The organism is Amycolatopsis sp. lyj-23 (genome assembly GCF_046549135.1).
GTDB lineage: Bacteria > Actinomycetota > Actinomycetes > Mycobacteriales > Pseudonocardiaceae > Amycolatopsis.
In genome coordinates this window covers 136,070-162,162 of sequence record NZ_JAJPWN010000005.1, presented here as the reverse complement: position 1 = coordinate 162,162, position 26,093 = coordinate 136,070, and the positions used below count along the sequence as shown (strand labels likewise).

The window sequence follows — 26,093 nt, the reverse complement described above, 5'->3', positions numbered from 1 at the left end:
ACTGTGCCACATTCGGTCCCCGCACCCGCTAGTGCGCACGGGTGACCCGCCAGGTCTCCTCCACGAGGAGTGCGCGGTTCCGTACCATCCATACTCGTGACACGCACCCAACCCAGCCTGGTCGGCACGCTCTTGGAGCGGCGCTACCGGGTGGACCGGCTGCTCGCCCACGGCGGAATGTCTTCCGTCTACCGGGGGACGGACACCCGGCTGGATCGTCCGGTCGCGATCAAGATCATGGATCCGCGCTTCGCCGACGACCGGTCGTTCGTGGACCGGTTCGTGCGGGAGGCGCAGTCGGCGGCGCAGCTGCACCACCCGCACGTCGTGGCGGTGCACGACCAGGGGTTCGACCTGCCGCCGGGTGCGGAGTCCGGGCTGGCGTTCCTGGTGATGGAGCTGGTCGACGGCGGGACGCTGCGCGACCTGCTGGACGACCACGGCTCGCTGGACGTCGCGCTGGCGCTGAGCGTCGCCGAGCCCGTGCTGTCGGCGCTGGCCGCCGCGCACCGGGCCGGGCTGGTGCACCGGGACGTCAAGCCGGAGAACGTGCTGATCGGCCGGGTCGGCCAGCAGACCGGCGGGGCGGTGAAGGTCGCGGACTTCGGCCTGGTGCGGGCCGTGGCGAGCGCGGGCACGACGAGTTCGAGCGTCATCCTCGGCACGGTCGCCTACCTCTCCCCCGAGCAGGTCGCCACCGGCGCGGCGTCCGCGCGCGGCGACGTCTACTCGGCCGGGATCCTGCTCTACGAAATGCTGACCGGTCAGGTCCCCTACACGGGTGATACGGCCATCTCGGTGGCCTACCGGCACGTGAACGACGACGTCCCGCGGCCGAGCGAGCTGCGCCCGGACCTGCCGCCGGCGCTCGACGACCTGATCGTGCGCGCGACGCGGCGGGACCCGCAGGCGCGCCCGGCCGACGCCGGCGAGTTCCTCACCGAGCTGACCGCGGTGCGCGCCCAGCTGGGGCTGCTGCCGGTGACCGTGCCGATCCCGGTGTCCCACAACCAGGGCGACCTCGCCGACACCGAGCGCACGCTGCCGCGGATCCCGCAGGTGCCGGACACCGCGAAGACGATGCCGGTGCACCGGCCGAACGCGACGCGGGCGCTGCACCACGCCGCCGGCCCGCTGACCACGCAGATCCCGCCGCTGACCACGCAGATCCCGCCGGTGACGCCACCGCCGCGGCGCCGCAGCCGGCCCGAGCCGGAGCAGCCGCCGCGGGACAACCGCAAGCGGGCCCTCGTGATCGCCGCCGCGGTGCTGCTGCTCGGCGGGCTGATCGGGGCGTTCGCGTTCATCCTCACCGACACCGGCGGCGACAAGACCGCCCGCGTGCCGAAGCTCGTCGGGCTGAACCAGGCCGCGGCCGGTGACGCGCTGCGCGCGGTGAAGCTGAACCCGCAGTTCAGCCAGGAGTACGACAACACGGCGCCGTCGAACACCGTGCTGCGCGCCGACCCGGCCGAGGGCACGCCGCTGTCGCCGAACGCGACGGTGTCGGTGGTGCTGTCGAAGGGCCGCCCGCAGGTGCCGGACGTCCGGCCGGGCACCGCGGTGCCCGACGCCGAGCAGGCGATCAAGGCGGCGCAGCTGACCCCGGTCCGCGGCGCCGACGACTTCGACGCCGAGGTCCCGCAGGGTGCGGTCATCCGCACGACGCCGTCGGCGGGCAGCCAGCTGACGATCGGCGGCCAGGTCACGATCATCGTGTCGAAGGGCCCGATCCCCTTGCCGCCGGTGCCGGACGTCACCGGCCGGCCCAAGGACGAGGCGTTCCAGACGCTGCAGCAGGCCGGGTTCGAGCCGTTCCAGGCGGGCGAGGAGTTCAAGCAGGACGTCCCGGCCGGTGCCGTCACCCGCACCGACCCGCCGGCCAACTCGCCGGCGAAGGCGAAGCGGATCGGCGTGTTCGTCAACAACGCCGTGCAGGTGCCGGACGTCCGGTTCCGGTCGTTCGAAGACGCCCAGAAGCTCCTGGAGCAGGCGGGGCTGAAGGCCGACCGCGACGGCGGCGGTCACGGGCGCGGCAACGGCGGCGGGTTCGACTTCGTCTTCCAGCAGGACCCGCAGCCGGGCTCGTTCGTGGCGAAGGGCTCGAAGGTCAAGCTGAAGGGCTTCGGGGGATGATCGGCAGCCGAGGCCGCGTGACGGGCACGATCGGCCCCGGCCTCATCGGCGAAGTGCTGTTGAACGTCCGAGGCGGCACGGAGGCGTTCTACGCGTACCCGGCGGACCCGGAGGAGACGTTCAAGCTGGGCACGCAGGTGCTCGTGGTGGACTTCGAGCCGCCGCGGACGGTGTACGTCGAACGGTGGCAGTCGCTGACCCGCTGACCGCCGTTCCGGGCCGCGGAATTCCCTTCCCCCGGTGGCAACCCCCGGGCCGCCGGTGGCGTCGAAGAGGCACCAACACACCCACAACAGAAAAGCGAGGGGGTCGGTGCCATGAGCCTCGTGCAAATCCTGCTGGTCTCGGCCGGTGGCGTCATCGCCGTACTGATCGTCGTCTTCGGCATCCTGCGGCTGCTCTACAAGGTCGCCGAGCCCAACGAAGCGCTGATCATCTCCGGGCTGGGGGTCCGCGTCGACCGGGCCGAGACCGCGGACAGCCTCGGCTTCAAGATCATCACCGGGCGCGGGGTCAACGTCATCCCCGGGTTCCAGACCGCCCGGCGGCTGTCGCTCGACACGCGCGGGGTCAACCTGCAGGTCTCCTGCGTCACCAAACAGGGGCTGCCGGTCACCGTGCGGGCCGTCGTCATCTACAAGGTCGGGGACGACTACGCCTCGATCGCCAACGCCGCCCGCCGGTTCCTGGACCAGCAGAAGGGCATGAACGACACGATCCACGAGCTGTTCTCCGGGCACCTGCGCTCGATCGTGGGCGGGCTGACCATCGAAGACATGATCCACAACCGGGACGCGCTCACCGGCGAGGTCCGGCAGTCCTCGGCGAACGAGATGATCAAGCTGGGGCTGATCGTCGATTCGCTGCAGATCCAGGAGATCGACGACGAGTCCGGCTACATCAACAACCTCGGCAAGCCGCACGCCGCCGCGATCGCCGCGTCGGCCCGGATCGCCGAGGCGCAGCGGGACCAGGAGGCCGCCGAGGTCGAGCAGGTCTCCGCCGCGAAGAAGGCGGCCGCCGTCCGGGAGAGCCAGATCCAGCAGGCCGGCTACCAGGCCGAGGTCGACCAGGCGCGGGCGAAGGCGTCGCAGTCCGGGCCGCTGGCCGAGGCGACCGCGCGCCAGGAGGTCGTCGTCCAGGAGACCCGCGCGGCCGAACTCGAAGCGGCGCTGGCCGAGCAGCGGCTGCAGTCGCAGGTCCGCAAGCCGGCCGACGCGAAGGCGTACGACACGCGGACCACGGCCGACGCCGCCCGTGACGCCTCGATCGCCAAGGCCCAGGCCGAGGCGAAGGAGACCGAGCTGCGGGCCGCGGCGGACGCGACCCGCGTCAAGACGGCCGCCGAAGCCGAGGCCCAGGCCACGAAGGCCCGCGCCGAGGCGATGGCGGGCGCGACCCGGGCGACCGGTGAGGCCGAGGCCGCCGCGGCCAAGGCCCGCGGCCTGGCGGAGGCCGAAGCCGCGAAGGCTCGCGGTCTCGCCGAAGCCGAGGCGGCCCGCGCCAAGGGGCTCGCCGAAGCGGACGCCATCAAGGCGCGTGCCGCGGCGCTGGCGGAGAACCAGGAGGCCGTCGTCGCGCAGCAGCTCGCCGAGCGCTGGCCGGAGATCGTCGAGGCCGGCGCGAGCGCGTTCGGCAACGTCGACCACATGGTCGTGCTCAACGGCGCCGACGGCATGTCCGACATGTTCGCGAAGGCCCTTTCGCTCGGCGGAACCGGTCTCGGCCTGGCCCGTCAGCTGATGGACGCGATGGGCAAGCCGACCGAGAAGGAGCTCGAAGAGCACGCGCGGAAGAACGGGGAGCTCAAGCTGAGCGACCAGTAGGTCACGCTGCGTACGGCCCTGGCGTCCCGGATCACGGGAAGCCGGGGCCGTACGCCCGATCGGGGGCGGAAATTCCCGGGCGGTTGTCCTACCGTGGGCGCATGGTGCCGGACAGCGTGTCGCGGGCCGCCCGATGAGCAGCTTCTTCACCGGCGGTCCTCGCGAGCGTCCCCTGTTCCCCGTCCCGGAACAGGAGCTCTACGCGTTCAACGGACGGCACTGGACGGATCCCCCGCGCGAGTACATCGTCCCGGCCGTGCTGCCGTGGGCGCAGCCGCTGGGCCGCTCCGACCGCACGGTGGTCGCGCTGCGGGCCATCGAGGTGTGGCCCGAGGCGCTGACCCTGCGCGTCACGGTGTACTCCCGGGACAGCCTGGTCGACGACCCCGCCGAGGGCCTGATCGACCACCGGCGCAAACCCGACTACAACGGGCTGCTCATCGGCGTCCTCTACGCCGACGGCAGCCGGGCGAGCTCCGAGACGGTCTCGGTGCCGTCCGCCTCCGAACCGGATGACCCGGTGCTGCGGGCCCAGCCGGTCGGCGGCACGCGGTTCGCCGTCGAGCACGAGGTGTTCCTCTGGCCGCTCCCCTCGGCCGGCCCGCTGAAGCTGGTCGTGCAGTGGACGGACCGGGACATCCCGGAGACCCGCACGACCCTCGACGGCGGCGCCATCCGGTCCGCGGCGAAGGACGCCGCGGAGATCTGGCCGGGGCTCGGCAGGCGGCAGGTGAACGGCCTGCCGGTGCGCCGCGTCGGCAAGCAGGTCGCGCTGACCCCCGATTGGGGCACGCCGGTGGCCCGGGCGGAAGAACCGGGGCATGCTCCAGGGGAATGACCCCTTTCCCGAGCTGTGAGCCGGGGCACCGCGGCCCGGGGTGTCTCGAACGGACGAACGGGGTGGGTAGTTAGCGTCGTGGAAACACTTCGACCACCCGGCCGTCACGTCGGGCTGGTGCAGTGGGTTCCTCCCCTTCCGACGCACGAGGCCGTGCGCCCCACCGCGAACCCGGAAAGGTCGCCCATGGCAGGCTCGCCGCTCAGCGCACTCGACGTCGCTTTCCTTTGCCTGGAAAGCGAAACGACCCCGATGCACATGGGGGCGGTGGTCACCTTCACCGCCCGCGGCCCGGTGGACCCGGCCGCGCTGACGGCGTTGCTCGCGCGACGGGCCGCCCGGCTGCCGAAGCTGCGCCAGCGGGCGCGCGCGGAACTCTTCCCGCCGGGCTCGGCGCGCTGGGCCGACGACCCGGGTTTCGTGGCGGCCGACCACGTTCACCACGTCGTGTTGAGTTCGCTGTACGAACCGGACCCCCTGTCCGCGTACGCGTCGCAGTGGATCGCCGAGCCGCTTGACACGGCCCGCCCGCTGTGGGACCTGACGCTGGTGACCGGGCTGCCGGACGGCAAGTTCGCGCTCCTGCTCAAGCTGCACCACGCGCTGACCGACGGCGCCGGGGCGTACGCGGTCGCCGCCGGGCTCCTCGACGGCGTCCAGCTGCCGGAACGCAGCTCGGCGCCGTCCCGGCCCATCCCCGCTCCGCGCTCCACTTTGGACACGGTGAAGGGCGCGCTGGGCACGGTGTGGGGCCAGGCGAACGAGGCCGCCGGGATCGCGTCCTCGGTGGTGCGGGCCGCGCGCCCGCCGCTGTCACCGGTGTCGGCGCCGCTGTCGGCCGAGCGGCGCCTCGGGTTCGTGCGGCTGCCGCTGACCGAGCTGCGCCGGGTGCGCCGCGCGCACGGCGGCACGACCAACGACGTCGTGCTGGCGGTGCTGTCGGGCGCGCTGCGCGAGTGGCTGGTGAACCGCGGGCAGCGCGCCGACGGCCGCACGCTGCGCGCGCTGATCCCGGTGAGCGTGCGCGGCCGGGCGGCCGAGCAGCTCGGCGGCAACAAGCTTTCCGGCTACCTGTGCGACCTGCCGGTCGGCGAGGACGACCCGGTCGAGCGGCTGCGGGTGGTCCGCCGGGCGATGACCCGCAACAAGGCGGCGGGCCCGAGCCGCGGCGCCGGCGCGCTGCCGCTGCTGGCCGGGCGCGTCCCGCCGCTGCTGCACCGCCTGGGCACGCGCACGGCGGGCCAGGCCGCGCCGCTGCTGTTCGACCTGGTGATCACCGCGGTCCCGCTGCCCCCGGCCCGCCTGTCCCTGGACGGCGCGCGGCTGGCGGAGGTGTACCCGTTCGTGCCGCTGGCCCCGCGTCACGCGGTGGGCATCGCGGTCGCGACGTACCGGGACTCGGTCCACATCGGACTGCAGGTCAACGGCGCGGCGGTCCCGGACGTCGGCTCGCTGCGGGACGCGGTCCTGAAGTCCGCGTCCCGCCTGCTGGACGCCTGCTGACGAGGGACGTCAGCCGCGGAGCATCTCCGCGACCAGGAACGCCAGCTCCAGCGACTGCTGGGTGTTCAGGCGCGGGTCGCAGGCCGTCTCGTAGCGGCCCGAGAGGTCGACGTCGGAGATCTCCTGGGCGCCCCCGAGGCACTCGGTGACGTCCTCGCCGGTCAGCTCCACGTGGATGCCGCCCGGGTAGGTGCCCAGCTTGTTGTGCACCTCGAAGAAGCCCTGGACCTCGTCGACGATCCGGTCGAAGTGGCGGGTCTTGTACCCGGTCGACGACTCGTGGGTGTTGCCGTGCATCGGGTCGCACTGCCAGATGACCTTGTGCCCGGACGCCTCGACCTTCTCCACGATCGCCGGCAGCACCTCGCGGACCTTGCCGTTGCCCATCCGCGCGATGAGCGTCAGGCGGCCCGGCTCGAGGCGCGGGTCGAGCCGCTCGACGTACTCCAGAGCCTGCTCCGGCGTGGTCGTCGGGCCGATCTTCAACCCGATCGGGTTGGCCAGCAGCTCGGCGAACGCGATGTGCGCGCCGTCCAGCTGGCGGGTCCGCTCGCCGATCCAGAGGAAGTGCGACGAGAGGTTGTACAGCTTCGGGTTGGCCGCGTCGGCCTGGTCCAGCCGCAGCATCGAACGCTCGTAGTCGAGCAGCAGCGCCTCGTGGCTGGCGAAGATCTCGGTCGACTGCAGGGATGTGTCGGTGACGCCGCAGGCGGACATGAACCGCAGGCCGCGGTCGATCTCGTTGGCCAGCGACTCGAAGCGCTGCGCCGCCGGGGACGCCGACACGAAGTCCTTGTTCCAGTCGTGCACCTGGTGCAGGTCGGCCATGCCGGCCGCGGTGAGGGCGCGGACCAGGTTCATCGCGGCGCCCGCGTTCGCGTAGGCGCGGATCATCCGGCCGGGGTCCGGCACGCGCAGCTCGGGCTTGGCGACCAGGGAGTTGATGATGTCGCCGCGGTACACCGGCAGGCCGAGGGCGTCCGTCGCGGCCGAACGCGGCTTCGCGTACTGGCCGGCGATGCGGCCGACCTTGACCACCGGCAGGCTGGCGCCGTAGGTCAGCACGACGGCCATCTGCAGCAGCGTGCGCAGGTTGGCCCGGATGTGCGGCTCGGTGTTGGACTCGAACGTCTCCGCGCAGTCGCCGCCCTGGAGCAGGAAGGCCTCACCGCGGGCGACCATGGCCAGCCGGCTCTTCAGCCGGTCGATCTCGGCCGGGACGGTGATCGGCGGCACGCTCTCCAGCACGCCGCGGACCCGCCGGGTCGCCTCGGGGTCGGGCCACTCCGGCTGCTGGGCGGCCGGGAGCGCCAGCGCGGTGTCGAGCCGCTCCCGCAGTTCGGGCGGCAGCGGCGGCAGCTCGGGCAGTGTGTCGACGGGGACGTCCACAGTCCAGTTCACGCAGTCCAGGATAAGGTTCGCGCCGTGCTGCGCTTCGCCCGGTTGGCCACCGAGGTCCTGGCCCCCTGGGTGTGGGTCCTCACGCTGCCCCTCGCCGTCGCCTGGGCCGCCACCGGCCACCGCCCGCTCCCCGCCCTGGCCTGGGGACTGCTGATCTCGGTGACCGGTTCGCTGATCCCGATGGCGGTGATCGTCCGCGGGGCGAGGCGAGGCAAGTGGGACGGCCACCACGTGACGAACCGGGCCGGGCGCCGGGTCCCGCTGCTGGTCGCCGGGGTGTCGCTCGGCCTCGGCTTCGCCGTGCTGCTGGCCGGCGGTGCGCCCGCGCAGCTGGTCGCCCTCGCGGCGTCGATGCTGGCGAGCCTGGTGGTCGCGGTGGCGATCACGTTCGGCGCGAAGTTCAAGATCTCCCTGCACGCCGCGGTGGCCTGGGCCGCGGTCGTGGTGCTGGCGCTGACCTACGGGCCGTGGTGGCTGCTGCTCGCCCTGCCGGCCGCCTGGGTGATGTGGTCGCGCGTCGCGCTGCGCGACCACACCACCCCGGAGGTGCTGGCCGGCCTGCTGATGGGCGTGCTCGTCGGCGGGGGCGGCTACTGGGCGCTGCTGCTCACCGCGTTGACGTGACCGGCGGTCTTCAGCAGGGCCGCGCCGAGGCGACCGTCGACCACACGTTGGCGCTCGAAAACGCCGGAATGCGAAGTGGAAATCCCGCGTAGTTCGGCTGCGGGAACAGGCACCAGTCGTTCTGGCTGCCGTTGCTTTCGGAATACGCGGTGAACGGCGGCGTGATCGCCGGATTCGGCGCCGCCAGGGGACGGAACCTCGGCTCCGTCCCCTGGCCGTGGATCACGCGGCTTGCGCGCGGTTGTACAGGTTCTGCGCGTCGGTGCCGAAGTACGGGCCGAACATGTAGCCCGGCAGGAAGTTGTAGCCGAAGCTGTTCACCGAGGCCTGCACGCCGGCGCCGGTGCTTTCGTCGAACGACAGGAACCACGGGCCGCCGCTGGATCCGCCGGTCATGTTGCAATTCATGCCGTGGTCCTTGGTCAACAGGAAGTCGGTGAACGTGGTGCCGCTGCAGTAGATCAGCTTCGTGCCGTCGTACGGCGCCGCGGCCGGGTAGCCGAAGGTGTACATGTTCTGGTTCTTCGGCTGGTTGAACGCGATGCCCTGCGCCCCGACGACGTCGGTGAGCCGCTGGGAGTTCAGCGGGTTGACGACGGCCATGCCGACGTCGTAGTTGATGTCTTCACTCGCTTCCCACTGCGGCGTGGTGAGGGTGGTCTTCGCCGTCCACTGGCCGTAGGGCGCGTTGCCGTTGTCGTAGCCGGGCACGAACACCCACTGCGTGTGCCAGGTGCCCTGGTACTTCACGCAGTGCCCCGCGGTGACGACGACGCTGCCGTTGGCGCTGGTGACGGCGTCACCGGAGCAGGACGCCTTCTGGCCGTTGAAAAGGAAGAACACGCGCCCGGCCGTCCGGGTCACCTTGCCGCCGCCGGTCCAGGGACCCCCGCCGTTCGGGATGCTCCGGATGAGCGCGCTCTGCCCGCGTGCGACGTCCTTCGGCGTGCCGGCCGGGGCTTTCACGAGCGAGTCCATCGGCACGGCCGCCCGCATCGCGTCGGGCGTCCAGAACGGTTTCGGTGCGGCCTGGGCGGGTGGGCCGGCCAGGGCGAACGCGAGGGAGAGGACGGCGGTGACCACCGCGGCCCGGAGTTTCGTGTGCTTCAAGACGCCCCACCTTCCGCAGAAGTGAATCGTCGCAAAGGCGACACAACTCTCGAACGTAATTGCCCGTACACAGACCGCACAGCCACCGTTCGGCCGTTTCCCCGGCCACCGTTCGCCTCTACCGGGCCTCCGCCTCGGCGGGCTGACCGACGGAAGCCCCCTCACCAGCGGTGAGGGGGCCTCCGGAACGCATGATCAGACGACCGCGAGCGGCAGCGCCGTCGGGTGGACCGGCGCCGGCAGGTCCGACGCCCCCGTCAGGTACGTGTCGACCGCGTTGGCCACCGAACGGCCTTCCGCGATCGCCCACACCACCAGGGAAGCACCGCGGTGGGCGTCGCCGCAGACGAACACGCCCGGTGTCTCCGTCTGCCAGTCCGCGCCGCACGACAGCGTGCCGCGGCGGGTCAGCGACAGGCCGAGCCCGTCCAGCAGCGGCATCTCCTCGACGCCCTCGAAGCCGATCGCCAGCAGGACCAGGTCCGCCGGGAGCGTCTCGACCTCGTCGTTCACCGGGATGACCTCGCGGCGGCCGGTGGCCGGGTCCTTCTGCACCCGGACCTGCTGCAGCTCCACCGCCGTCACGCGGCCCTCTTCGGAACCGACGAACCGCTTGACCGCCACCGCGAACTTCCGCTCGCCCGCCTCCTCGTGCGCCGCGTACGTGCGCAGGATGTACGGCCACGTCGGCCACGGCGAGCGCTCGTCGTCGCGGGCCGTCGGCGGCATCGGGTACTGGTCGAGCTGCGTCACCGACAGCGCGCCCTGGCGGGTGGCCGTGCCGTAGGAGTCCGCGCCCGTGTCGCCGCCGCCGATGATGACGACGTGCTTTCCGTTGGCGTCGACCGACGGCGGGCCGTCGCCCTCGACGTACTTGTTGGCCGGCACCAGGTGTTCCATCGCCAGGTGGATGCCCGCGAGCTCGCGCCCCGGCGTCGTGGTGTCGTCGCGGCCGCGCAGCGCGCCCACCGCCAGCACGACGGCGTCGTACTGCGCGCGCAGGTCTTCCACGGACAGGTCGACGCCGACCTCGCAGCCCGTGACGAACCGGGTGCCTTCCTTGCGCAGCTGCGCCAGGCGCCGGTCGAGGACCTTCTTCTCCATCTTGAACTCGGGGATGCCGTAGCGCAGCAGGCCGCCGAGGCGGTCGTCGCGCTCGTACACCGTGACCTCGTGCCCGGCGCGGGTCAGCTGCTGGGCGGCCGCGAGCCCGGCCGGCCCGGAGCCGACGACCGCCACCCGCCGTCCACTGGACACTTCGGACACCTGCGGCTGGACGTAACCCGCTTCCCAGGACTGGTCGGCGATCGTCTGCTCGACGCGCTTGATCGACACCGGCCCGCCCGACAGCGGCGAGATCGACAGCACGCAGCCCGCCTCGCACGGCGCCGGGCACAGCTTCCCGGTGAACTCGGGGAAGTTGTTGGTGGCGTGCAGCCGGTCGCTCGCCGCGGCCCAGTCGCCGCGGCGGACCAGGTCGTTCCACTCCGGGATCAGGTTGCCCAGCGGGCAGCCGGAGCCGCCGGAGTGGCAGAACGGGATGCCGCAGTCCATGCAGCGCGACGCCTGCTTGCGCACCTGCTCGTTGCGCTCGGCCGGGTCGACGTCCGCGTAGACCTCGCCCCAGCTCGCGAGCCGCTCCTCTGTGGACTTCTTCTTCGGCTCTTCGCGCTCGAACTTCAGGAAACCGGTCGGGTCAGCCACGAGCGGCCTCCATGATCGCCTCGTCGACGTCGCGGCCGGCAGCGCGAGCCGCCTTCGCCGCGTCCAGGACCCGCTGGTAGTCGCGCGGCATCACCTTCGTGAACGCCACCGACCGGCGCGGCCAGTCGCCGAGCAGCGAGGCCGCCACCGCGGAGCGGGTGAGATCGTAGTGCTGTTGCACGGTTTTCTTCAGCCACGCCAGGTCGTCGGCGGTCGGGCGCAGCAGGTCCACCATGTCCTGGTTGACCTTCTTCGCGTCGACGTCGAGGACGAAGGCGATGCCGCCGGACATGCCGGCCGCCAGGTTGCGCCCGGTCGGGCCGAGCACCACCGCGCGGCCGCCGGTCATGTACTCGAACGCGTGGTCGCCGACGCCCTCGGCGACCACCGTGGCGCCGGAGTTGCGGACGCAGAAGCGTTCGCCGACCTGGCCGCGCAGGAAGATCTCGCCGCCGGTGGCGCCGTAGGCGATCGTGTTGCCCGCGATCGTCTGCGCCTCGGCGGCGAAGGTCGCGTCCGGGTCGGGGCGGACGACGATCCGCCCGCCGGACAGGCCCTTGCCGACGTAGTCGTTCGCGTCGCCGACCATGTCGAGGGTGATGCCGCGCGGCAGGAACGCGCCGAGCGACTGGCCCGCCGAGCCGGTGAGCGTGACGTTGATCGTGCCCTCGGGCAGGCCGTCGCCGCCGTAGCGGCGGGTGATCTCCGAGCCGAGCAGCGTGCCGACCGTCCGGTTGACGTTGCGCACCGGCAGCTCGATGTTGACCTGGTGCGCGTCTTCCAGCGCCGCCTCGGCGAGCTGGATGAGCGTGCGGTCCAGGGCGTGCTCGAGGCCGTGGTCCTGGCCGCGGGTGCGCCGCTTGGCGCCGCCGTACGGCGTCTCCGAAGGCATCTCGAAGATCGGCGCCAAGTCCAAACCGGACGCCTTCCAGTGGTCGACGGCGTCGTCGGTGTTCAGCAGCTCGGCGTGGCCGATGGCCTCGTCGAGCGTGCGGAAGCCCAGCGCCGCCAGGGTTTCCCGGACTTCTTCGGCGACGAACTTGAAGAAGTTGACGACGTGCTCGACCTGGCCGGTGTAGCGCTTGCGCAGCTCCGGGCTCTGCGTGGCGACGCCGACCGGGCAGGTGTCGAGGTGGCAGACGCGCATCATGATGCAGCCCGCGACGACGAGCGGGGCCGTCGCGAAGCCGTACTCCTCGGCGCCGAGCAGCGCCGCGATGACGACGTCCCGCCCGGTCTTCATGGCGCCGTCGACCTGGACGGTGATCCGGTCGCGCAAGCCGTTGAGCAGCAACGTCTGCTGGGTCTCGGCGAGGCCGATCTCCCACGGCGTGCCCGCGTGCTTCAGCGAGTTCATCGGCGACGCGCCGGTGCCGCCGTCGTGGCCCGAGATGAGCACGACGTCCGCGTGGGCCTTGGACACGCCGGCCGCGACCGTGCCGACACCGAGCGAGGACACCAGCTTCACGTGGATGCGGGCGTGCTCGTTGGCGTTCTTGAGGTCGTGGATCAGCTGGGCCAGGTCCTCGATGGAGTAGATGTCGTGGTGCGGCGGCGGCGAAATGAGGCCGACGCCCGGCGTCGAGTGCCGGGTGCGCGCGATCCACGGGTAGACCTTGTTCGGCGGCAGCTGGCCGCCTTCGCCCGGCTTCGCGCCCTGCGCCATCTTGATCTGGATGTCGTCGGCGTTGACGAGGTACTCGCTCGTGACGCCGAACCGGCCGGACGCGACCTGCTTGATCGCGCTGCGCCGCTCGGGGTCGTAGAGCCGCTCGGGGTCCTCGCCGCCCTCGCCGGTGTTGGACCGGCCGCCGATGCGGTTCATCGCGATGGCCAGGGTTTCGTGCGCCTCGGCCGAAATCGAGCCGTAGGACATCGCACCGGTGTTGAAGCGCTTGAAGATCGCTTCGGCGGGCTCCACCTCGTCCAGCGGGATCGGCTCGCGGACGCCGTCCTTGAACGAGAACAGCCCGCGCAGCGTGCCGCCCTCGCGGTAGAGGCGGTGCACCTCGTCGGTGTACTTGCGGTAGACCTCGTCGCGGCCGGTCTTGGACGCGTGCTGCAGCAGGAACACCGTCTCCGGCGTGAACAGGTGCAGCTCACCCTCGCGGCGGTAGGCGTACTCGCCGCCCGTCTCGAGTCCACGGTGGACCCGGTCGGTCGGGTTGTCCGGGTACGCACGGCGGTGCCGCGTCGCGACCTCTTCGGCGAGCACCTGCAGGCCGACGCCGCCGAGCTTCGACGACGTCCCGGTGAAGTACTCGTCCAGCAGGTCCTGGCTCAGGCCGAGGGATTCGAAGACCTGGGCGGCGGTGTACGCGCCGACCGTCGAGATGCCCATCTTGGACATGATCTTCAAGACGCCCTTGACCAGCGCCTGCACGTAGTTGCGGATCGCCTTGGCGGGCTCGATGCCGGTGACCGCGCCCTGCCCGATCATGTCCTCGATGGTCTCGAAGGCCAGGTACGGGTTGACCGCGGCGGCGCCGTAGCCGAGCAGCAGCGCGATGTGGTGCACCTCGCGCGCGTCCCCGGATTCGACGACCAGCGCGACGCGCAGGCGTTCCTTGGTGCGGACCAGGTGGTGGTGCACCGCGGAGACCAGCAGCAGCGACGGGATCGGCGCCATCCGGTGGTCGGAGTCGCGGTCGGACAGCACGAGCGTGCGCGCGCCGGCCGCAATCGCCTCGGACGCCTCCCGCCGGACCCGCTCGATCGCGCCCGCCAGCGCCTCGGCGCCGCCGTCCACTTCGTACAGTCCGGAAAGGACACTGCACGCGAAGCCGGGGAGGTCGCCGTCGTCGTTGATGTGGATGAGCTTGGCGAGCTCGTCGTTGTCGATGACCGGGTACGGCAGCTTCAGGTGCCGGCACGACGCCGGGCCGGGGGCCAGCAGGTTGCGCTCCGGCCCCATGATCCGCGCCATGCAGGTGACGAGCTCCTCGCGGATCGCGTCCAGCGGCGGGTTGGTCACCTGGGCGAAGTTCTGCTTGAAGTAGTCGTAGAGCAGTCGGGACCGCTGCGACAGCACCGCCACCGGCGTGTCGGAGCCCATCGAGCCGATCGGCTCGGCGCCCTTCTCGGCCATCGGCGCGAGCAGGATCTTGAGCTCTTCTTCGGTGTAGCCGAAGGAAAGCTGGCGGCGCAGCACGGAGTCGTGGCTCTGCACGACGTGGTCGCGGTCGGGCAGTTCGGCGATCTTCAGCAGGCCCGCGTGCAGCCACGAGTCGTAGGGCAGCTCGGCGGCGAGTGCGGACTTGACCTCTTCGTCGTCCACGATTCGGCCGGCCTCGGTGTCGACCAGGAACATCTTGCCGGGCTTGAGCCGCCCCTTGGCGACGACGTCCTTCGGAGCGACGTCCAGCACGCCCGCCTCGCTGGCCAGCACGACGCGGTCGTCGGCCGTGCGCCACCAGCGCGCCGGGCGCAGGCCGTTGCGGTCCAGCACCGCCCCGACCAGGCTGCCGTCGGTGAAGGTGACGCAGGCCGGGCCGTCCCACGGCTCCATGAGGCTCGCGTGGAACTGGTAGAACGCGCGGCGCTCGGGCTTCATGGTGGCGTGGTTCTCCCACGCCTCCGGGATCATCATCAGCACCGCGTGCGGCAGCGACCGGCCGCCCAGGTGCAGCAGCTCGAGGACCTCGTCGAAGGACGCGGAGTCCGACGCGTCCGGCGAGCAGATCGGGAACAGCCGGCTCAGGTCGCCGGGGAGGACGTCGGATTCCAGCAGCGCCTCGCGCGCCCGCATGCGGTTGCGGTTGCCCCGGATGGTGTTGATCTCCCCGTTGTGGGCAACGAACCGGAAGGGGTGGGCCAGCGGCCACGACGGGAAGGTGTTGGTGGAGAAGCGGGAGTGCACCAGGGCGATGGCGCTTTCCAGGCGTTCGTCACGCAGGTCGCCGAAGAACGCCGGCAGCTGCTCCGGCGTCACCATGCCCTTGTAGACGATGGTCCGCGAGGACAGGGACGGGAAGTACGTGCCGCAGCCGGCGGTAACGCTTTCGTGCTCGACGCGCTTGCGCAGGCAGAAGGCGAGCCTGTCCAGCTCCAGCCCGGCTTTTCCGTCGGCGGTGACGAACAGCATGGCGAAGTGCGGCATGACCGAACGGGCGGTCGGGCCGATGTCGGCGCGGTCGGCGTCGACCGGGACCTCCCGCCAGCCGAGGACCTCCAGGCCTTCTTCGACGGCGATGCGTCCGGCCAGTTCGACGGCCTTGCGGCGCTGCTCGGCGTCTTCGGGGAGGAAAGCGAGGCCGGCCGCGTAGGTGTGGTGGCCGCGTTCGTCGGGTTCGGGCAGCTCGAAACCGGCTTCCGCGCGCAACAGCGTGTCGGGCAGCTGCAGCAGGATGCCGGCGCCGTCGCCGCTGGTGGGTTCGGCGCCGGCGGCGCCGCGGTGGTCGAGGTTGGTCAGCGCGGCCAGGCCGTCGGTGACGATGCCGTGGGAGCGGCGCCCGCGGATGTCGGCCACCATGGCCACACCGCAGGAGTCCTGCTCGGTCTCCGGGTCGTACAGACCCTGCTTGCCGGGCATGGCGGAGAAGATCAACGGGACCTCCTTCGTCGTCTTGTTCGTGCGGGGCCGGGCTACCGGCCGGGGAGCGCACGGGACGACGATGGCCCGCTTGTTAGCGCGACTTTAACACCTGGGAAACACCGCAGCAGCATCTCAGCGCGCCCCGGACGACGTCGGACGGTAACGATCTGGCTGCGCGGAACGACGTAGTTCCTGATGGGTTCCCGGTAGTTCGTTCCGCTAAGTATACGGCCCGGAAACCCCAGCCGAGACCGGCGTGACGTGATCGTCCGGGTGTGTCCCCGATCACTAGAACGTGTTACATTTCGCCGCATGATCCTCGATCGGTTCCAGCTCACCGACCAGGTCGCGGTGGTCACCGGCGCCGGACGCGGCATCGGCGCGGCCACCGCGGTGGCCCTCGCCGAAGCGGGCGCCGACGTGGTGATCGCCTCCCGGACCGCTGCCCAGCTCGACGAGGTCGTCGCCCGCGTTTCGGCGCTCGGCCGCCGGGCCGTTGCGGTGCCGGTCGACCTGTCCGCGCCCGAGGCCGCCGCGGCACTGGCGGCCACGGCGGTGTCGGAGTTCGGACGGCTCGACCTGGTGGTCAACAACGTCGGCGGCACGTACCCGCGCCCGTTGCTGGAGTCGACGGTGGAGTTCATGGAGGAAGCGTTCCGCTTCAACGTGGCGACGGCCCACGCCCTGACGGTGGCGGCGGCGCCGTCCCTGGTGGAGACGGGCGGCTCGGTGGTCAACATCTCGTCGGTGATGGGCCGGGTCTCGGGCCGCGGCTTCGCGGCATACGGAACGGCGAAGGCGGCGCTGGCCCACTACACGCGCTTGGCGGCGGCGGACCTGGCCCCGCGAGTGCGGGTGAACGCGATCTCGGTGGGTTCGGTGGCGACGTCGGCACTGGAGATCGTGGTCGGCAACCCGGAGCTGAAGGAGAAGATGGAGTCGGCGACGCCGCTGCGGAAGATCGGCGAAGCCGAGGACATCGCGGCGACGGTGGTGTTCCTGGCGTCGCGGGCGGGCGGGTACATCACGGGCAAGATCCTCGAGGTGGACGGCGGCTTGCAGGCGCCGAACCTGGAACTGGGCCTGCCGGACCTCTGACCGGCCCGGCCCCAGCGCCCCAATGCGGCCTTGGTTGCGTTGAATCAGCACTGCGGCGCGAAGCGCCTCCGTTGAGGGTGGCGGCGGGGGGCATGGATTGGAGCACCGAAGGCCGCCTTGGTTGCGTCCCACGCACCGAAGGCCGCCTTGGGTGCGTCTCACGCACCCAAGGCCGCCTTGGGGCGCTCGGGACCGGCCGGGAACTGTCGGTGCCACCCGGTAGCGTGGAAACCGGGGGCGGCGCCCAAACCCTGCGCACAACGAAGGCCGCCGCCAGGAATTTCCGGCAGCGGCCTTCGGTAGCGCTCAGCTCTCTTCGGTCTTCTTCGGCTCTTCGGCCGGGGCGTCTTCCGCGGGCTTCTCCGTGGCCGCCGGGGCCTCGGCCGCCACCTTCGCGTGCTCCGGCTCGTCGGCGACCGCGGGCTCGCCGTCTTCCGGAGAAGGCGTCCCCGCGTCCTTGCCCACCAGGGTCTCCGGTGCCTCCCGCGGCCCCCGCCGTCCCGCGATGACGAAGTACACCACCGCCGCGACGAACAGCAGGATCGACGTCCACACGTTCACCCGCAGGCCGAGGATGTGGTTCGCCGTGTCGGTGCGCATCATCTCGATCCAGCCGCGGCCGACCGTGTAGCCCGCCACGTACAGCGCGAACGCGCGGCCGTGGCCCAGCTTGAAGCGGCGGTCCGCCCACACCACCACGAGCGCGACCAGCAGGTTCCAGATCAGCTCGTACAGGAACGTCGGGTGGACCGGGCTCTCCGGCAGCGGGATGTGCCCCGTCGCGACGCCGTTCAGCAGGTTGTCCGGGTCTTCCGGGTTGAAGCGCTGGAAGACCTCCATGCCCCACGGCAGGTCCGTGTGGGCACCGTAGAGCTCCTGGTTGAAGTAGTTGCCGATGCGGCCGATCGCCTGCGCGACGACGATGCCCGGGGCGACCGCGTCCGCCATCGCCGGCAGCGGGATGCCTTTGCGGCGGCAGGCTATGAGCGCGCCCACCGCGCCCAGGGCGATCGCGCCCCAGATGCCGAGGCCGCCGTCCCAGATCGCGAACGCGTTCCACGGGTTGCGGCCCTCGGTGAAGTACAGCTCGGGGTCGGTGATCACGTGGTACAACCGGCCGCCGACCAGGCCGAACGGCACCGCGAACACCGCGACGTCGATCACCGTGCCCTTGGTGCCGCCGCGGGCGATCCAGCGGCGCTCGCCCCACCAGATCGCCACGATGATGCCGGCGATGATGCACAGGGCGTACGCACGGATCGGGATCGGCCCCAGGTGCCACACCCCACGGTCGGGGCTGGGGAACGTCGCGAGGTAGGCGCTCATCACGCGGTCACCGTAGCGCTAGCGTGCCTTTCGTTACCAACCCGGCCGCAGTTACGGCCGCTGGCTCATCGGCAATGGTCACCTGCCGTTCGGAGGGGGGCGGCCTGCTTTTCCGGCCGGATTGCTAAGGCGCCGGAGCATCCAAGGCGGCCAGGTACCCCGCCACCAGCGCGTGCGCGACCTGGGTGACGGCTTGGTCACGCGGGAGGAACCGCTCGTCGTGCAGGCTCGGCACCCCCGCCGTGTCGCCGAGGCCGACGAACAGCATCAGCCCGCGCGTCCCGCCGCCGCAGTAGTGGGCGAAGTCGTCGGCGCCGAAGGACCGGAACTGCTCGTCGACGACGAAGCCCGCGTGCCGCAGCCACTGCTGCGCGCCCGCGGCCAGCGCCGGGTCGTTGTCCAGCACCGGCTCGCACGGGCTGATCTCCAGCTCCGCCGTGCAGCCGTGGGCCCGGGCGGTGCCGTGGACGATGTCGGCCAGGGTCTCCAGGGCGCGCTCGCGGTCCTTCGTGCGCATCAGGCGCAGGGAGCCGAACGCGCTCGCGCTGTTCGGGACGACGTTGGCCGCCGCGCCGCCCTGGATCCGCCCGATCGAGCAGACCGCGCCGAACACCGGGTCGATCCGGCGTGACGCGATCTGCTGCAGGCTCACGACCAGCTGCGACAGCGCCAGGATCGGGTCGCGCAGCAGCTGCGGGTAGCCCGCGTGGCCGCCCTGGCCGTGCATGGTGACCTCGAACTCGTCGGTGGAGGCGTTCACCGGCCCCGGCACCGCCGAGACGACGCCGTGCGCGATCCGCGGCTGGACGTGCGCGCCGATCACCGTGTCCACCCCGTGCTCGGCCAGCACCCCGGATTCGACGACGTCGAGCGCGCCGGGCGGGGACGTCTCCTCCCGCGGCTGCAGCAGCGCCAGGATCGGGCGCGGCACGCCGACGCGCTGCGCGGCCCGGCCGACGGCGACCAGCGCCGCGAGGTGGACGTCGTGGCCGCAGGCGTGCATCAGGTCGTTCCCGGACGCCCACGGCACGCCGGTGCCCTCCAGCACCGGGAGGGCGTCGAGCTCGGCGCGCAGCGCCACGGCCGGGCCGTCCGGCGCACCGGGCAGCAGGATCGCCCGGCCGGTCTTGGCGACGCGGGTGCCGTCGCCGGCGCCGAGCGCGCCGGCCACCAGGCGGGCGGTGTCCTCCTCCTCGCCGGACCCGCGGGGGTCGGCGTGCACGGCGTGCCGGAGCTCGACGGCGGCGGGCAGTTCTTCGGCGATCGCCTGCGTCCACCGGGTCCACAGATCACTCACACGTGCTCCAAGCGGTAGATCCTCTTCGCGTTCTCGTGCCCCACCAAAGCACACAGCCGGACGGCGTCCGGTTCGGACATCGCGTCCGCGTCGAGCGCGGCGCGCAGGAAGTCCGACAAACCCTGCCGGAACAGGGCGGTACCCAGGTGGTACAGCTCGGCCAGGCCGAAGGCGTCGGTCGAGAAGAGCACCTTCCCGAACGGCGCGAGCTCGAGCAACTCGGCCAGCACGGCCGGCGCCCGGAAGCCCGCGTTGTGCGTGATGAGGCCGGCGTCGACGAACACGTGGTCGAAGACCTGCGCCAGGTACGCCGCGTGGCGGTGGAACGGGTAGTTGTGCAGCAGCAGGATCGGCACGCCGAGGCCGCGCGTGGCCCGCAGCAGCCCGGTGAGCAGCAGCGGGTCGCCGCGGCGCAGGTCGACGTCGGCGTCGCCGTAGCCGACGTGGAACTGCACCGGCAGGCCCAGGTCGAGGCCGGTGAAGACGAGGTGCCGGTGCAGGACTTCGTCGGCCAGCCGCCCGCCGCCCGCGGCGAGCCACCGCCCGGCGGCGGCTTCGACCTCCGGCGGCGAAGGCCGCTCCCCCGCCAGTTCCAGGCCGGCGCGGTAGGCCGCGATCGACTTGAGCCCGACCGCCGTCGAGGCGCGTTTTCCCAGCTCGTCGGCGAAAGCGGCGGCGAACCCGCGGGCCGTCGTGCCCGGGATCACCGCCTCGGCGACCTGTTCGAGCCGGACGACGTCGTGCGCGCGCGTGCCCGCCAGCGCGGCGAACTCCGGCGTCGTGGTCAGCGCGTCCGGCAGGAACCCGCCGTCCAGCAGGAAGTCGGTCGTGCCGGTGGCCCGGAGGAACCGCCGGGCCACCTCGTCCGCGCCCAGTTCGGCGCGGCGCCGCAGGTAAGCCTCGGCCGGGGCGTGCTTCGGCAGGTCGAGCACGGGTGCGCAGCGTTCGCGCACGGCCAGCCCGATGAGTGAGTCGAACAGGCTCGTGCCCAGCGGCGACGGCGCATCGGCCTCCGTCAGCATCGCCTCGAAGCCCGCGCGCGTGACGTCCCGGGTGACGACGCCGTGGCAGTGGTGGTCCACCAGCGGCAGGTCCGCGACGAACGGCAGCAACCCGGTCATGCGCCTCCGTCCCCGGTCGTCAGCCTCTCCCCCACCCTACGAGCGAAGCCCGGCGCGGCAAGGACGGCGGCCACCGCGAGCGCGAGCACCGCCGCGGCCACCACCGGGAACCACCGCGCCGGACCTTCGGCCGGGTACGGGACCACGTTGACGTACACGGTGTAGCCGGGCACGACGAGCGCGCCGACCGGGAAGACGAGGTGCCACCCCGGCACGCGCATCCGGCGCTTCACGAACAGCAGCAGGATCGCGCCGACCGTCGTCAGCAGGTAGACGACCAGCAGGATGAGCGTGCCGATCGAGCCGGACCAGGCGAAGGTGTCCGACGCCGTCGCCCCGAAGAACACCGCGCACACCAGGATGATCAGCGCCGCCGCGGCCGCCACGGCGCTCACCGCGGCCACCGGCGTCCCGCGGCCGGACGTGCGGCCGAGGCCACCCCCTGCGTCGCGGCCCAGCGCGTAGAGCAGCCGGGAGCCACCGACGACGCACGCCAGGCAGCAGCCGAACGCGCTGATCGCGGCGCCGGCGCTGATGACGTCGCCGACCCAGGCGCCCGCGTACCGGCCGCCGAGGTCGCCGAGCAGGGACGGCGAGTCGTGGAACGCGCCGGCGTCGCTGCGGAACGCCATCATCTCCACCGCCGTGACCACCACGAAGTAGCCGCCGCCGAAGAGCGCCGTGCCGAGGATCGCGCGCGGGATGTTGCGCTTCGGGTCGTGGGTTTCCTCGCCGAGCGTCGCAGCGGCTTCGAACCCGGCGAAGGACAGGAAGCCGAAGACGGCGCCGAGGAACACGCCCGGGAGCCCGGTTTCCGGCACGAAGACGGCCATCGTGAACCGGGCGCCGCCCGGGGCGTTCCCCGCGACGAGCCGGACCAGGATCACCACGGTGACCAGCAGGATCACCGCGATCGTCGCGCCCTCGACGGCGAGCAGGGTGCTCGTGCCGCGGCGAGCGGGCAGCACGGCCAGCAGCCAGGCGCCGAGCAGCGCGACGGCCGTCAGCACGAACGGCCCCCAGGGCGGCGGATCCGGCCAGATCCCGGTCTGGGTCAAGAAAGCGGTGCCCAGCGTGCCCGCGGCCGAGCTGGTGACGACGGCGTAGAACGTGTACGTGCCGAGGAGCCCGATGCCGGAGACGACGCCCGCGCGCGGGCCGAGGGTCGCGCCGACGAAGGCGTACACCGATCCCGCGTGCTGGTAGTACTGGCAGAGCTTGACGAAGCCGTAGGCGACCAGCAGGACGCCGACCGCGGAGAGCAGGAAGGCGAGCGGCACCGCGCGGCCGGCGGCCGCGGCGGTCTGCTGGGGGTTGATGTTGGCGGCCATGCTCGGGGCCATCAACGCCACGGACAGGCCGACGGCCTGCCAGACGGAGAGGGAGCGGCGCAGACCTGGACGGGTTTCGACGGTGTCTGACACGATCTTCACCTCGTTTCCCAGAGCGAGAAGCACTCAAGTGGACATCGACGGGGGCAGGATGAGCCAGCTCGATCGGGCAGAACTCGCGCAACAGGGCGCTCTCCGCGCCGACGGCCTGCGTGCGGCCGGGGTGGAGCTCGTGGCGCTGACGTTCGTGGACAACAGCGGCATCGCGCGGGTGAAGGCGGTTCCGGTCGACCGGCTGTGGTCGGCGGCGGCGTGGGGCGTCGGCGCGTCGAACTCGTTCGACTTCTTCCTGGCCACCGACGACATCGCCGGCGGCACGCACTCGCGCGGGCCGGTCGGCGACCTGCGGCTGCACCCGGACCTCGACGCGCTCGTGCCGCTGGCCGCGCAGCCCGGCTGGGCGTGGGCGCCGGTCTGGCGGTACGACCAGGAGGGTGCGCCGCACCCGCAGGACGCGCGGGCGCTGGCCGCGGCCGCGACGGCCCGGCTCGCGGAGCTCGGCTACAACGCGCGGACGGCGTTCGAGATCGAGTGGGTGATCACGGCGGCGGACGCGCCCGACGATCCCCGCTCGGCCACCGCGGGTCCGGCCTACGGCTACGCGCGGCTGTCTTCGCAGGCGGCGTACCTGCGGAAGCTGGTAGCCACGCTGACCGCGCAAGGTGTTGCGGTGGAACAGATCCATCCGGAGTACGCGGCCGGGCAGTTCGAGGTCTCGGTCGCGGCGGGCGACCCGGTGCGCGCCGCGGACGTCGCGGTGCTGACGCGGGAGACGATCCGGACCGTGAGCGAGCAGTACGGCCTGCGGGCGTCGTTCACACCCAAGTTCGCGCCGGACGGCGTCGGCAACGGCGGCCACGTCCACCTCAGCCTGTGGGACGGTGACCGCAACCTGTGCGCCGGCGGCGACCGGCGGTTCGGGCTGACCGAGACGGCGGAGGCGTTCGGCGCGGGCATCCTTTCGCGGCTGCCGGCGTTGCTGGCGATCGGCGCGCCTTCGGTGGTCAGCTACCTGCGGCTCGAACCGCACCACTGGGCGGGGGTGTTCCGCGCGTGGGGCCTGGAAAACCGCGAGGCGCCGCTGCGGCTGGTCCAGGGCCCGGCCGGGCAGCGCGAGCGGGCGGCGAACTTCGAGGTCAAGTGCTTCGACCTGACGGCCAACCCGTACCTGGTCGTGGCGGCGCTGATCTTCGCGGGCCTGGCCGGGGTCGAAGCCCGCGAGAGCCTGCCGGAGCCGGCCGACGTCGACCCGGGCACGCTCCCCGCGGCCGAGCGGCTGCCGGTGTCGCTGGCCGAGGCCGTGGCCGCGTTCGAAGCGGACCCGGCGCTGACGTCGGCGTTCGGGCCGGAGCTCGCGACGACGCTGATGGACGTCCGCCGCGGCGAGCTCGACCGGCTCGGCGGCCTGCCGCCGGAGGAGCTGTGCGCCGTGATGCGGTACCTCCATTGATCTTCGCCTTTTGCCGCGAATGCCGTGTTCGTGCCGGAAATCGTTCTGTGATCGGGCTGTTATCTGTGCTAGCGTCCTGCGCCGGGTGAGGTGAGGAGGCCGAAAGAAGGCACAGTCCATGCCAGCAGCTCGTCCCCGCCACCGGCAACGGCCCTGGAAGCTCAAGGTGACCGTCGCGGTGGCCGCGGCGTCGCTCGGCGCGGTCGGAATCGCGGTGGCCGCACCGCGCACCCCGCCACCGCCGCCCGCGATCCCCAATTCCGCGTGCACTCTGAAGGTGCCCGATGATCCATTGTCGGCGCGCGGTCTCGCGACGCCGTACCAGCTCACCGCGACCGACCCCCGGCAAGGCGCGTGCCACGAAACGGTGGACGCGCAGGGCGCGTTCGCCGAGGCGACGATCCTCGACCCCGCGACCGGCAAACTGTCGGTGTACCACCCGCTGGTCGTCGACGCGGGCGCGGCGCCGGCCGCGCCACCGGTCGTTCCGGCGTTGCCGCGGGGCGCGGTCGTCGGGCTGTGGATGGGGTTCAACGGCGACACGCTGACCCTCGCCGGCGGGCGAGCGGGCCGGTGCGTCAACGGTCTCGGCGGTTCGCTGTTCGGCCAGGTCGGTTTCTGCAACGCTCAGGCGTTCTTCGACGCGGCGAACACCGCCGTGCGGGCCGGCAAGCTGCGGATCCCGCCGCTGGGCCGGGCGAAGGACGGCCGGCCGTGCCCGTCGGTGCGCGACTTCTCGCTGGTGGACCAGGACCAGAGCGACAACGTGACGACGACGTACCTGGCCACGCGGGACGGCCGCACCGCGCAAGCCACGGGGGCGAACGCCCGGCGGCTGGGCCAGCCGGCGACGCTGGCGAACGGCAGCGACAACCGCCTGCTCGACGCGTTCGTGGACCCGGCACTGGGCTGCACACCGTTCACCGCCCCGGACCTGACGGACGACGGCCGCCCGGCGACGTCGTTGGCGTTGAACGAACTCCAGGCGGCGGCGGGCCAGCGGACCCCGGTGGCGCTGGTGCCGCCGGGCGACCCGATGACGCTGGTGGACGGCAAACCGAGCGCGGCCAAGACGAACCTGTACCGCGCGGGCGTCGACCAGCCGCCACTGGACCGGCGGTCGACGAGCACCCGGGCGTACTGCCGTAACTTGCGATCCTCTGGACTGGACCGGTTGACGTCGGACCGCCGGTTGCTGCGGGCGGCGGCGTCACCGGATGACGGGGTGGGCTTGCTGAAGTTCCTGACGGACCGGTTGAAGGGGTCGCTGCAGCAGCTGGGGTGCACGCGCCCGGCGGCGTCCCGGCACCCGGCCGCGGCGGCGGAACCGGACCCGGCGGACCAGGCCGCGGCTACGGATGCCGTGCGGACGTTGGACACGCTGGGGTAGGTCTCACCCCGCCAGTGCCCTGGCGACCTCGGTGCGCAGTTGCGGCAGCTTCGCGTACAGGCGGTCGCCGGGGCACTCGGTGTTGTAGAAGTCGCGGTGGCCCTTGATCTCCTCGACCGGAATGCCGTACTGGCGGCAGATGTAGGCGCAGAACACGACGAGCGACGCCCACTGCGCCTGCGGGGGCTCGACGCTGGTGTACGTGCCTTCGTTCTCGATGCCGATGGCGTTGGTGTTCTGGCCCGGGCAGTGGGCGCCCTGGATCATGGTGGTGCCGCCGCGGAGGGCGTCGAGGCTGCCGTGGCGGCCTTCGAGGCGGTAGCCGCCGCGGCTGACCGTGAAGTGCTGGCCCGTGTCGGACCAGCCGTTGTTGTCGATGTGGTCGTGCTGGTCGTCCCGGGCGACCTGGAAGGCGTGCGCCAGGGAGTAGTCGGTGCTGTTGGGGCACGCGATGTGGTGGATGAGCACCCGGTTGGCGGGGTGGTCGAGGGTGGTGAGAACGTCGGCGGGCGGCCGCGCACCCCACTCGGCGCAGCTGTAGATCCGCGGCGGGGCGGAAGCGGCCCGCGCGGCTTGCGGGAGGAGGAGCCCGGCGCCCCCGGCGACGGCGAGCCCGGCGGCACCGCGGAGGAAGCTGCGCCGCGGGAGGTGTGCGATGTCCATGCCGCGGACTCTCCCGCGGCGGCGTACAGCTTTTGTACAAGAGCCGTCAGAGGCGAAGGACGGCCTCGAAGGGGCGGGTGAAGTGCAGTTCGCCGTTTTCGCTCTTGGCGATGGGCTCGTATTCGCCGCTTTCGAGGGCGAAAAGTGTGGCCGCCGTCGGATCGAGTGGCTCCACCAGGAGGTAGTACGGGATCAGTGCCTCGGCGTAGATGGCCCTCTTGAGCATCCGGTCCTGCACCTTGCTCGAAGGTGAGACGATCTCCGCGGCAAGCACGACATCGCTCGCGAGGTACGCCACGGTGTCGACTCCAGGACAGTTGAGGATCACCAGATCGGGGACCAGCAGCCGCTGCGTTCCGAAGCGGACGTTCACGCCGGGCAGTAGCTCGTTGCCGTCCGGCAGTGCGGGCACGAGGGCGAGCTGCAACTTCTGCAGGAGCCGCTGGTGCACCGAAGTCGGCGCGGGGCTCACGAGGAGAGCTCCGTCCACAACCTCGATCCGCTGCCGTGAGGCTTGTTTCTCGGATAAGGCGAGAACCTCGTCGACCGTCCAGCCATCCGGTCGCGGCGGGATGTGGAACTCGCTGCTCGTCCCAGGCTCAGCCGGTGCTGCCATCGCGCTTCACCTCCGCTCCCGCGCGTCGCCGTGAGTCTGTTCCAGTGTGACATGTGCGGTCGGTC

At 72.0% G+C, this 26,093-nt stretch carries 20 protein-coding genes; 9 read left to right on the top strand and 11 right to left on the bottom strand.

Annotated features, from left to right (window positions below):
- The first annotated feature begins 96 nt into the window (after nucleotides 1-96).
- From pknB to ACLJPY_RS13365, 5 genes are all read left to right on the top strand, one after another.
- A complete protein-coding gene (gene pknB / locus ACLJPY_RS13385) occupies nucleotides 97-2,136 on the top strand; it encodes a Stk1 family PASTA domain-containing Ser/Thr kinase (RefSeq protein ID WP_410588538.1) in 2,040 nt (679 codons plus the stop codon).
- On the top strand, nucleotides 2,133-2,342 hold the full coding sequence (locus ACLJPY_RS13380) for a hypothetical protein (RefSeq protein ID WP_410588537.1): 210 nt from the start codon (nucleotides 2,133-2,135) through the stop codon (nucleotides 2,340-2,342). Before pknB ends, ACLJPY_RS13380 begins: the two co-directional genes overlap by 4 nt.
- Nucleotides 2,343-2,453: 111 nt before the next feature.
- The gene (locus ACLJPY_RS13375) at nucleotides 2,454-3,962 is read left to right on the top strand and encodes an SPFH domain-containing protein (protein WP_410588536.1); all 1,509 of its coding nucleotides are present in this window, start codon (nucleotides 2,454-2,456) and stop codon (nucleotides 3,960-3,962) included.
- Nucleotides 3,963-4,095: 133 nt separating this feature from the next.
- Nucleotides 4,096-4,800, top strand: a complete 705-nt coding sequence (locus ACLJPY_RS13370) for a hypothetical protein (RefSeq protein WP_410588534.1) — start codon at nucleotides 4,096-4,098, stop codon at nucleotides 4,798-4,800.
- 186 nt (nucleotides 4,801-4,986) lie between these two features.
- Entirely contained in the window at nucleotides 4,987-6,303 is a 1,317-nt protein-coding gene (locus ACLJPY_RS13365; RefSeq protein ID WP_410588532.1) for a wax ester/triacylglycerol synthase family O-acyltransferase, read from the top strand.
- Nucleotides 6,304-6,312: 9 nt separating this feature from the next.
- Here the strand turns inward: ACLJPY_RS13365 and ACLJPY_RS13360 are convergent, their stop codons facing one another.
- Nucleotides 6,313-7,704, bottom strand: a complete 1,392-nt coding sequence (locus ACLJPY_RS13360; RefSeq protein ID WP_410588530.1) for a class II 3-deoxy-7-phosphoheptulonate synthase — start codon at nucleotides 7,702-7,704, stop codon at nucleotides 6,313-6,315.
- Between the two features lie 24 nt (nucleotides 7,705-7,728).
- Here ACLJPY_RS13360 and ACLJPY_RS13355 point away from each other — a divergent pair, with 24 nt between their 5' ends.
- Entirely contained in the window at nucleotides 7,729-8,328 is a 600-nt protein-coding gene (locus ACLJPY_RS13355) for a hypothetical protein (protein WP_410588529.1), read from the top strand.
- A 10-nt stretch (nucleotides 8,329-8,338) separates the two neighbouring features.
- Here the strand turns inward: ACLJPY_RS13355 and ACLJPY_RS13350 are convergent, their stop codons facing one another.
- The 4 genes from ACLJPY_RS13350 to gltB form a co-directional block, all read right to left on the bottom strand.
- Nucleotides 8,339-8,554 (bottom strand): hypothetical protein, encoded by a 216-nt coding sequence (locus ACLJPY_RS13350; RefSeq protein WP_410588527.1) that lies wholly within the window; start codon nucleotides 8,552-8,554, stop codon nucleotides 8,339-8,341.
- Nucleotides 8,551-9,438 carry a peptidase gene (locus ACLJPY_RS13345; protein ID WP_410588525.1) on the bottom strand — a complete coding sequence of 296 codons (888 nt, stop codon included), beginning with the start codon at nucleotides 9,436-9,438 and terminating at the stop codon, nucleotides 8,551-8,553. Before ACLJPY_RS13345 ends, ACLJPY_RS13350 begins: the two co-directional genes overlap by 4 nt.
- 195 nt (nucleotides 9,439-9,633) lie before the next feature.
- A complete protein-coding gene (locus ACLJPY_RS13340) occupies nucleotides 9,634-11,142 on the bottom strand; it encodes a glutamate synthase subunit beta (RefSeq protein WP_410588523.1) in 1,509 nt (502 codons plus the stop codon).
- Nucleotides 11,135-15,688: a glutamate synthase large subunit gene (gltB, locus tag ACLJPY_RS13335; RefSeq protein ID WP_410588522.1), complete on the bottom strand. Its 4,554-nt coding sequence runs from the start codon at nucleotides 15,686-15,688 to the stop codon at nucleotides 11,135-11,137. The genes ACLJPY_RS13340 and gltB overlap by 8 nt, the downstream gene beginning before the upstream one ends.
- A 300-nt stretch (nucleotides 15,689-15,988) precedes the next feature.
- On the opposite strand from gltB, the gene ACLJPY_RS13330 reads away from it, so the two are divergent.
- On the top strand, nucleotides 15,989-16,774 hold the full coding sequence (locus ACLJPY_RS13330) for an SDR family oxidoreductase (protein ID WP_410588521.1): 786 nt from the start codon (nucleotides 15,989-15,991) through the stop codon (nucleotides 16,772-16,774).
- 306 nt (nucleotides 16,775-17,080) lie between these two features.
- On the opposite strand, the gene lgt is transcribed toward ACLJPY_RS13330, so the two are convergent.
- From lgt to ACLJPY_RS13310, 4 genes are all read right to left on the bottom strand, one after another.
- Nucleotides 17,081-18,100 carry a prolipoprotein diacylglyceryl transferase gene (lgt, locus tag ACLJPY_RS13325; protein ID WP_410588520.1) on the bottom strand — a complete coding sequence of 340 codons (1,020 nt, stop codon included), beginning with the start codon at nucleotides 18,098-18,100 and terminating at the stop codon, nucleotides 17,081-17,083.
- A 124-nt stretch (nucleotides 18,101-18,224) separates the two neighbouring features.
- Nucleotides 18,225-19,397, bottom strand: a complete 1,173-nt coding sequence (locus ACLJPY_RS13320) for a M20 metallopeptidase family protein (protein ID WP_410588519.1) — start codon at nucleotides 19,395-19,397, stop codon at nucleotides 18,225-18,227.
- Nucleotides 19,394-20,518 carry an amidohydrolase family protein gene (locus ACLJPY_RS13315; protein ID WP_410588518.1) on the bottom strand — a complete coding sequence of 375 codons (1,125 nt, stop codon included), beginning with the start codon at nucleotides 20,516-20,518 and terminating at the stop codon, nucleotides 19,394-19,396. Before ACLJPY_RS13315 ends, ACLJPY_RS13320 begins: the two co-directional genes overlap by 4 nt.
- The gene (locus ACLJPY_RS13310) at nucleotides 20,515-21,942 is read right to left on the bottom strand and encodes an APC family permease (RefSeq protein ID WP_410588517.1); all 1,428 of its coding nucleotides are present in this window, start codon (nucleotides 21,940-21,942) and stop codon (nucleotides 20,515-20,517) included. Before ACLJPY_RS13310 ends, ACLJPY_RS13315 begins: the two co-directional genes overlap by 4 nt.
- A gap of 58 nt (nucleotides 21,943-22,000) precedes the next feature.
- On the opposite strand from ACLJPY_RS13310, the gene ACLJPY_RS13305 reads away from it, so the two are divergent.
- Complete coding sequence (locus ACLJPY_RS13305) at nucleotides 22,001-23,359, top strand: glutamine synthetase (protein WP_410588516.1); 1,359 nt, start codon at nucleotides 22,001-22,003, stop codon at nucleotides 23,357-23,359.
- Between the two features lie 118 nt (nucleotides 23,360-23,477).
- Nucleotides 23,478-24,749 (top strand): hypothetical protein, encoded by a 1,272-nt coding sequence (locus ACLJPY_RS13300; RefSeq protein WP_410588515.1) that lies wholly within the window; start codon nucleotides 23,478-23,480, stop codon nucleotides 24,747-24,749.
- Between the two features lie 3 nt (nucleotides 24,750-24,752).
- Here ACLJPY_RS13300 and ACLJPY_RS13295 read toward each other — a convergent pair whose 3' ends face one another.
- Both ACLJPY_RS13295 and ACLJPY_RS13290 read right to left on the bottom strand, forming a co-directional pair.
- On the bottom strand, nucleotides 24,753-25,412 hold the full coding sequence (locus ACLJPY_RS13295) for a peptidoglycan recognition family protein (RefSeq protein ID WP_410588513.1): 660 nt from the start codon (nucleotides 25,410-25,412) through the stop codon (nucleotides 24,753-24,755).
- A 46-nt stretch (nucleotides 25,413-25,458) separates the two neighbouring features.
- Nucleotides 25,459-26,028, bottom strand: a complete 570-nt coding sequence (locus tag ACLJPY_RS13290; RefSeq protein ID WP_410588511.1) for a Uma2 family endonuclease — start codon at nucleotides 26,026-26,028, stop codon at nucleotides 25,459-25,461.
- Nucleotides 26,029-26,093 lie beyond the last annotated feature (65 nt).

Excerpts from the sequence above, each read along its gene's own strand:
- ACLJPY_RS13380 (WP_410588537.1), top strand. The coding sequence starts at position 2,133 with ATGATCGGCAGCCGAGGCCGCGTGACGGGCACGATCGGCCCCGGCCTC.
- ACLJPY_RS13375 (WP_410588536.1), top strand. The coding sequence starts at position 2,454 with ATGAGCCTCGTGCAAATCCTGCTGGTCTCGGCCGGTGGCGTCATCGCC.
- ACLJPY_RS13370 (WP_410588534.1), top strand. The coding sequence starts at position 4,096 with ATGAGCAGCTTCTTCACCGGCGGTCCTCGCGAGCGTCCCCTGTTCCCC.
- ACLJPY_RS13365 (WP_410588532.1), top strand. The coding sequence starts at position 4,987 with ATGGCAGGCTCGCCGCTCAGCGCACTCGACGTCGCTTTCCTTTGCCTG.
- ACLJPY_RS13330 (WP_410588521.1), top strand. The coding sequence starts at position 15,989 with ATGATCCTCGATCGGTTCCAGCTCACCGACCAGGTCGCGGTGGTCACC.
- lgt (WP_410588520.1), bottom strand. The coding sequence starts at position 18,100 with ATGAGCGCCTACCTCGCGACGTTCCCCAGCCCCGACCGTGGGGTGTGG.
- ACLJPY_RS13315 (WP_410588518.1), bottom strand. The coding sequence starts at position 20,518 with ATGACCGGGTTGCTGCCGTTCGTCGCGGACCTGCCGCTGGTGGACCAC.
- ACLJPY_RS13305 (WP_410588516.1), top strand. The coding sequence starts at position 22,001 with ATGAGCCAGCTCGATCGGGCAGAACTCGCGCAACAGGGCGCTCTCCGC.
- ACLJPY_RS13300 (WP_410588515.1), top strand. The coding sequence starts at position 23,478 with ATGCCAGCAGCTCGTCCCCGCCACCGGCAACGGCCCTGGAAGCTCAAG.
- ACLJPY_RS13295 (WP_410588513.1), bottom strand. The coding sequence starts at position 25,412 with ATGGACATCGCACACCTCCCGCGGCGCAGCTTCCTCCGCGGTGCCGCC.
- ACLJPY_RS13290 (WP_410588511.1), bottom strand. The coding sequence starts at position 26,028 with ATGGCAGCACCGGCTGAGCCTGGGACGAGCAGCGAGTTCCACATCCCG.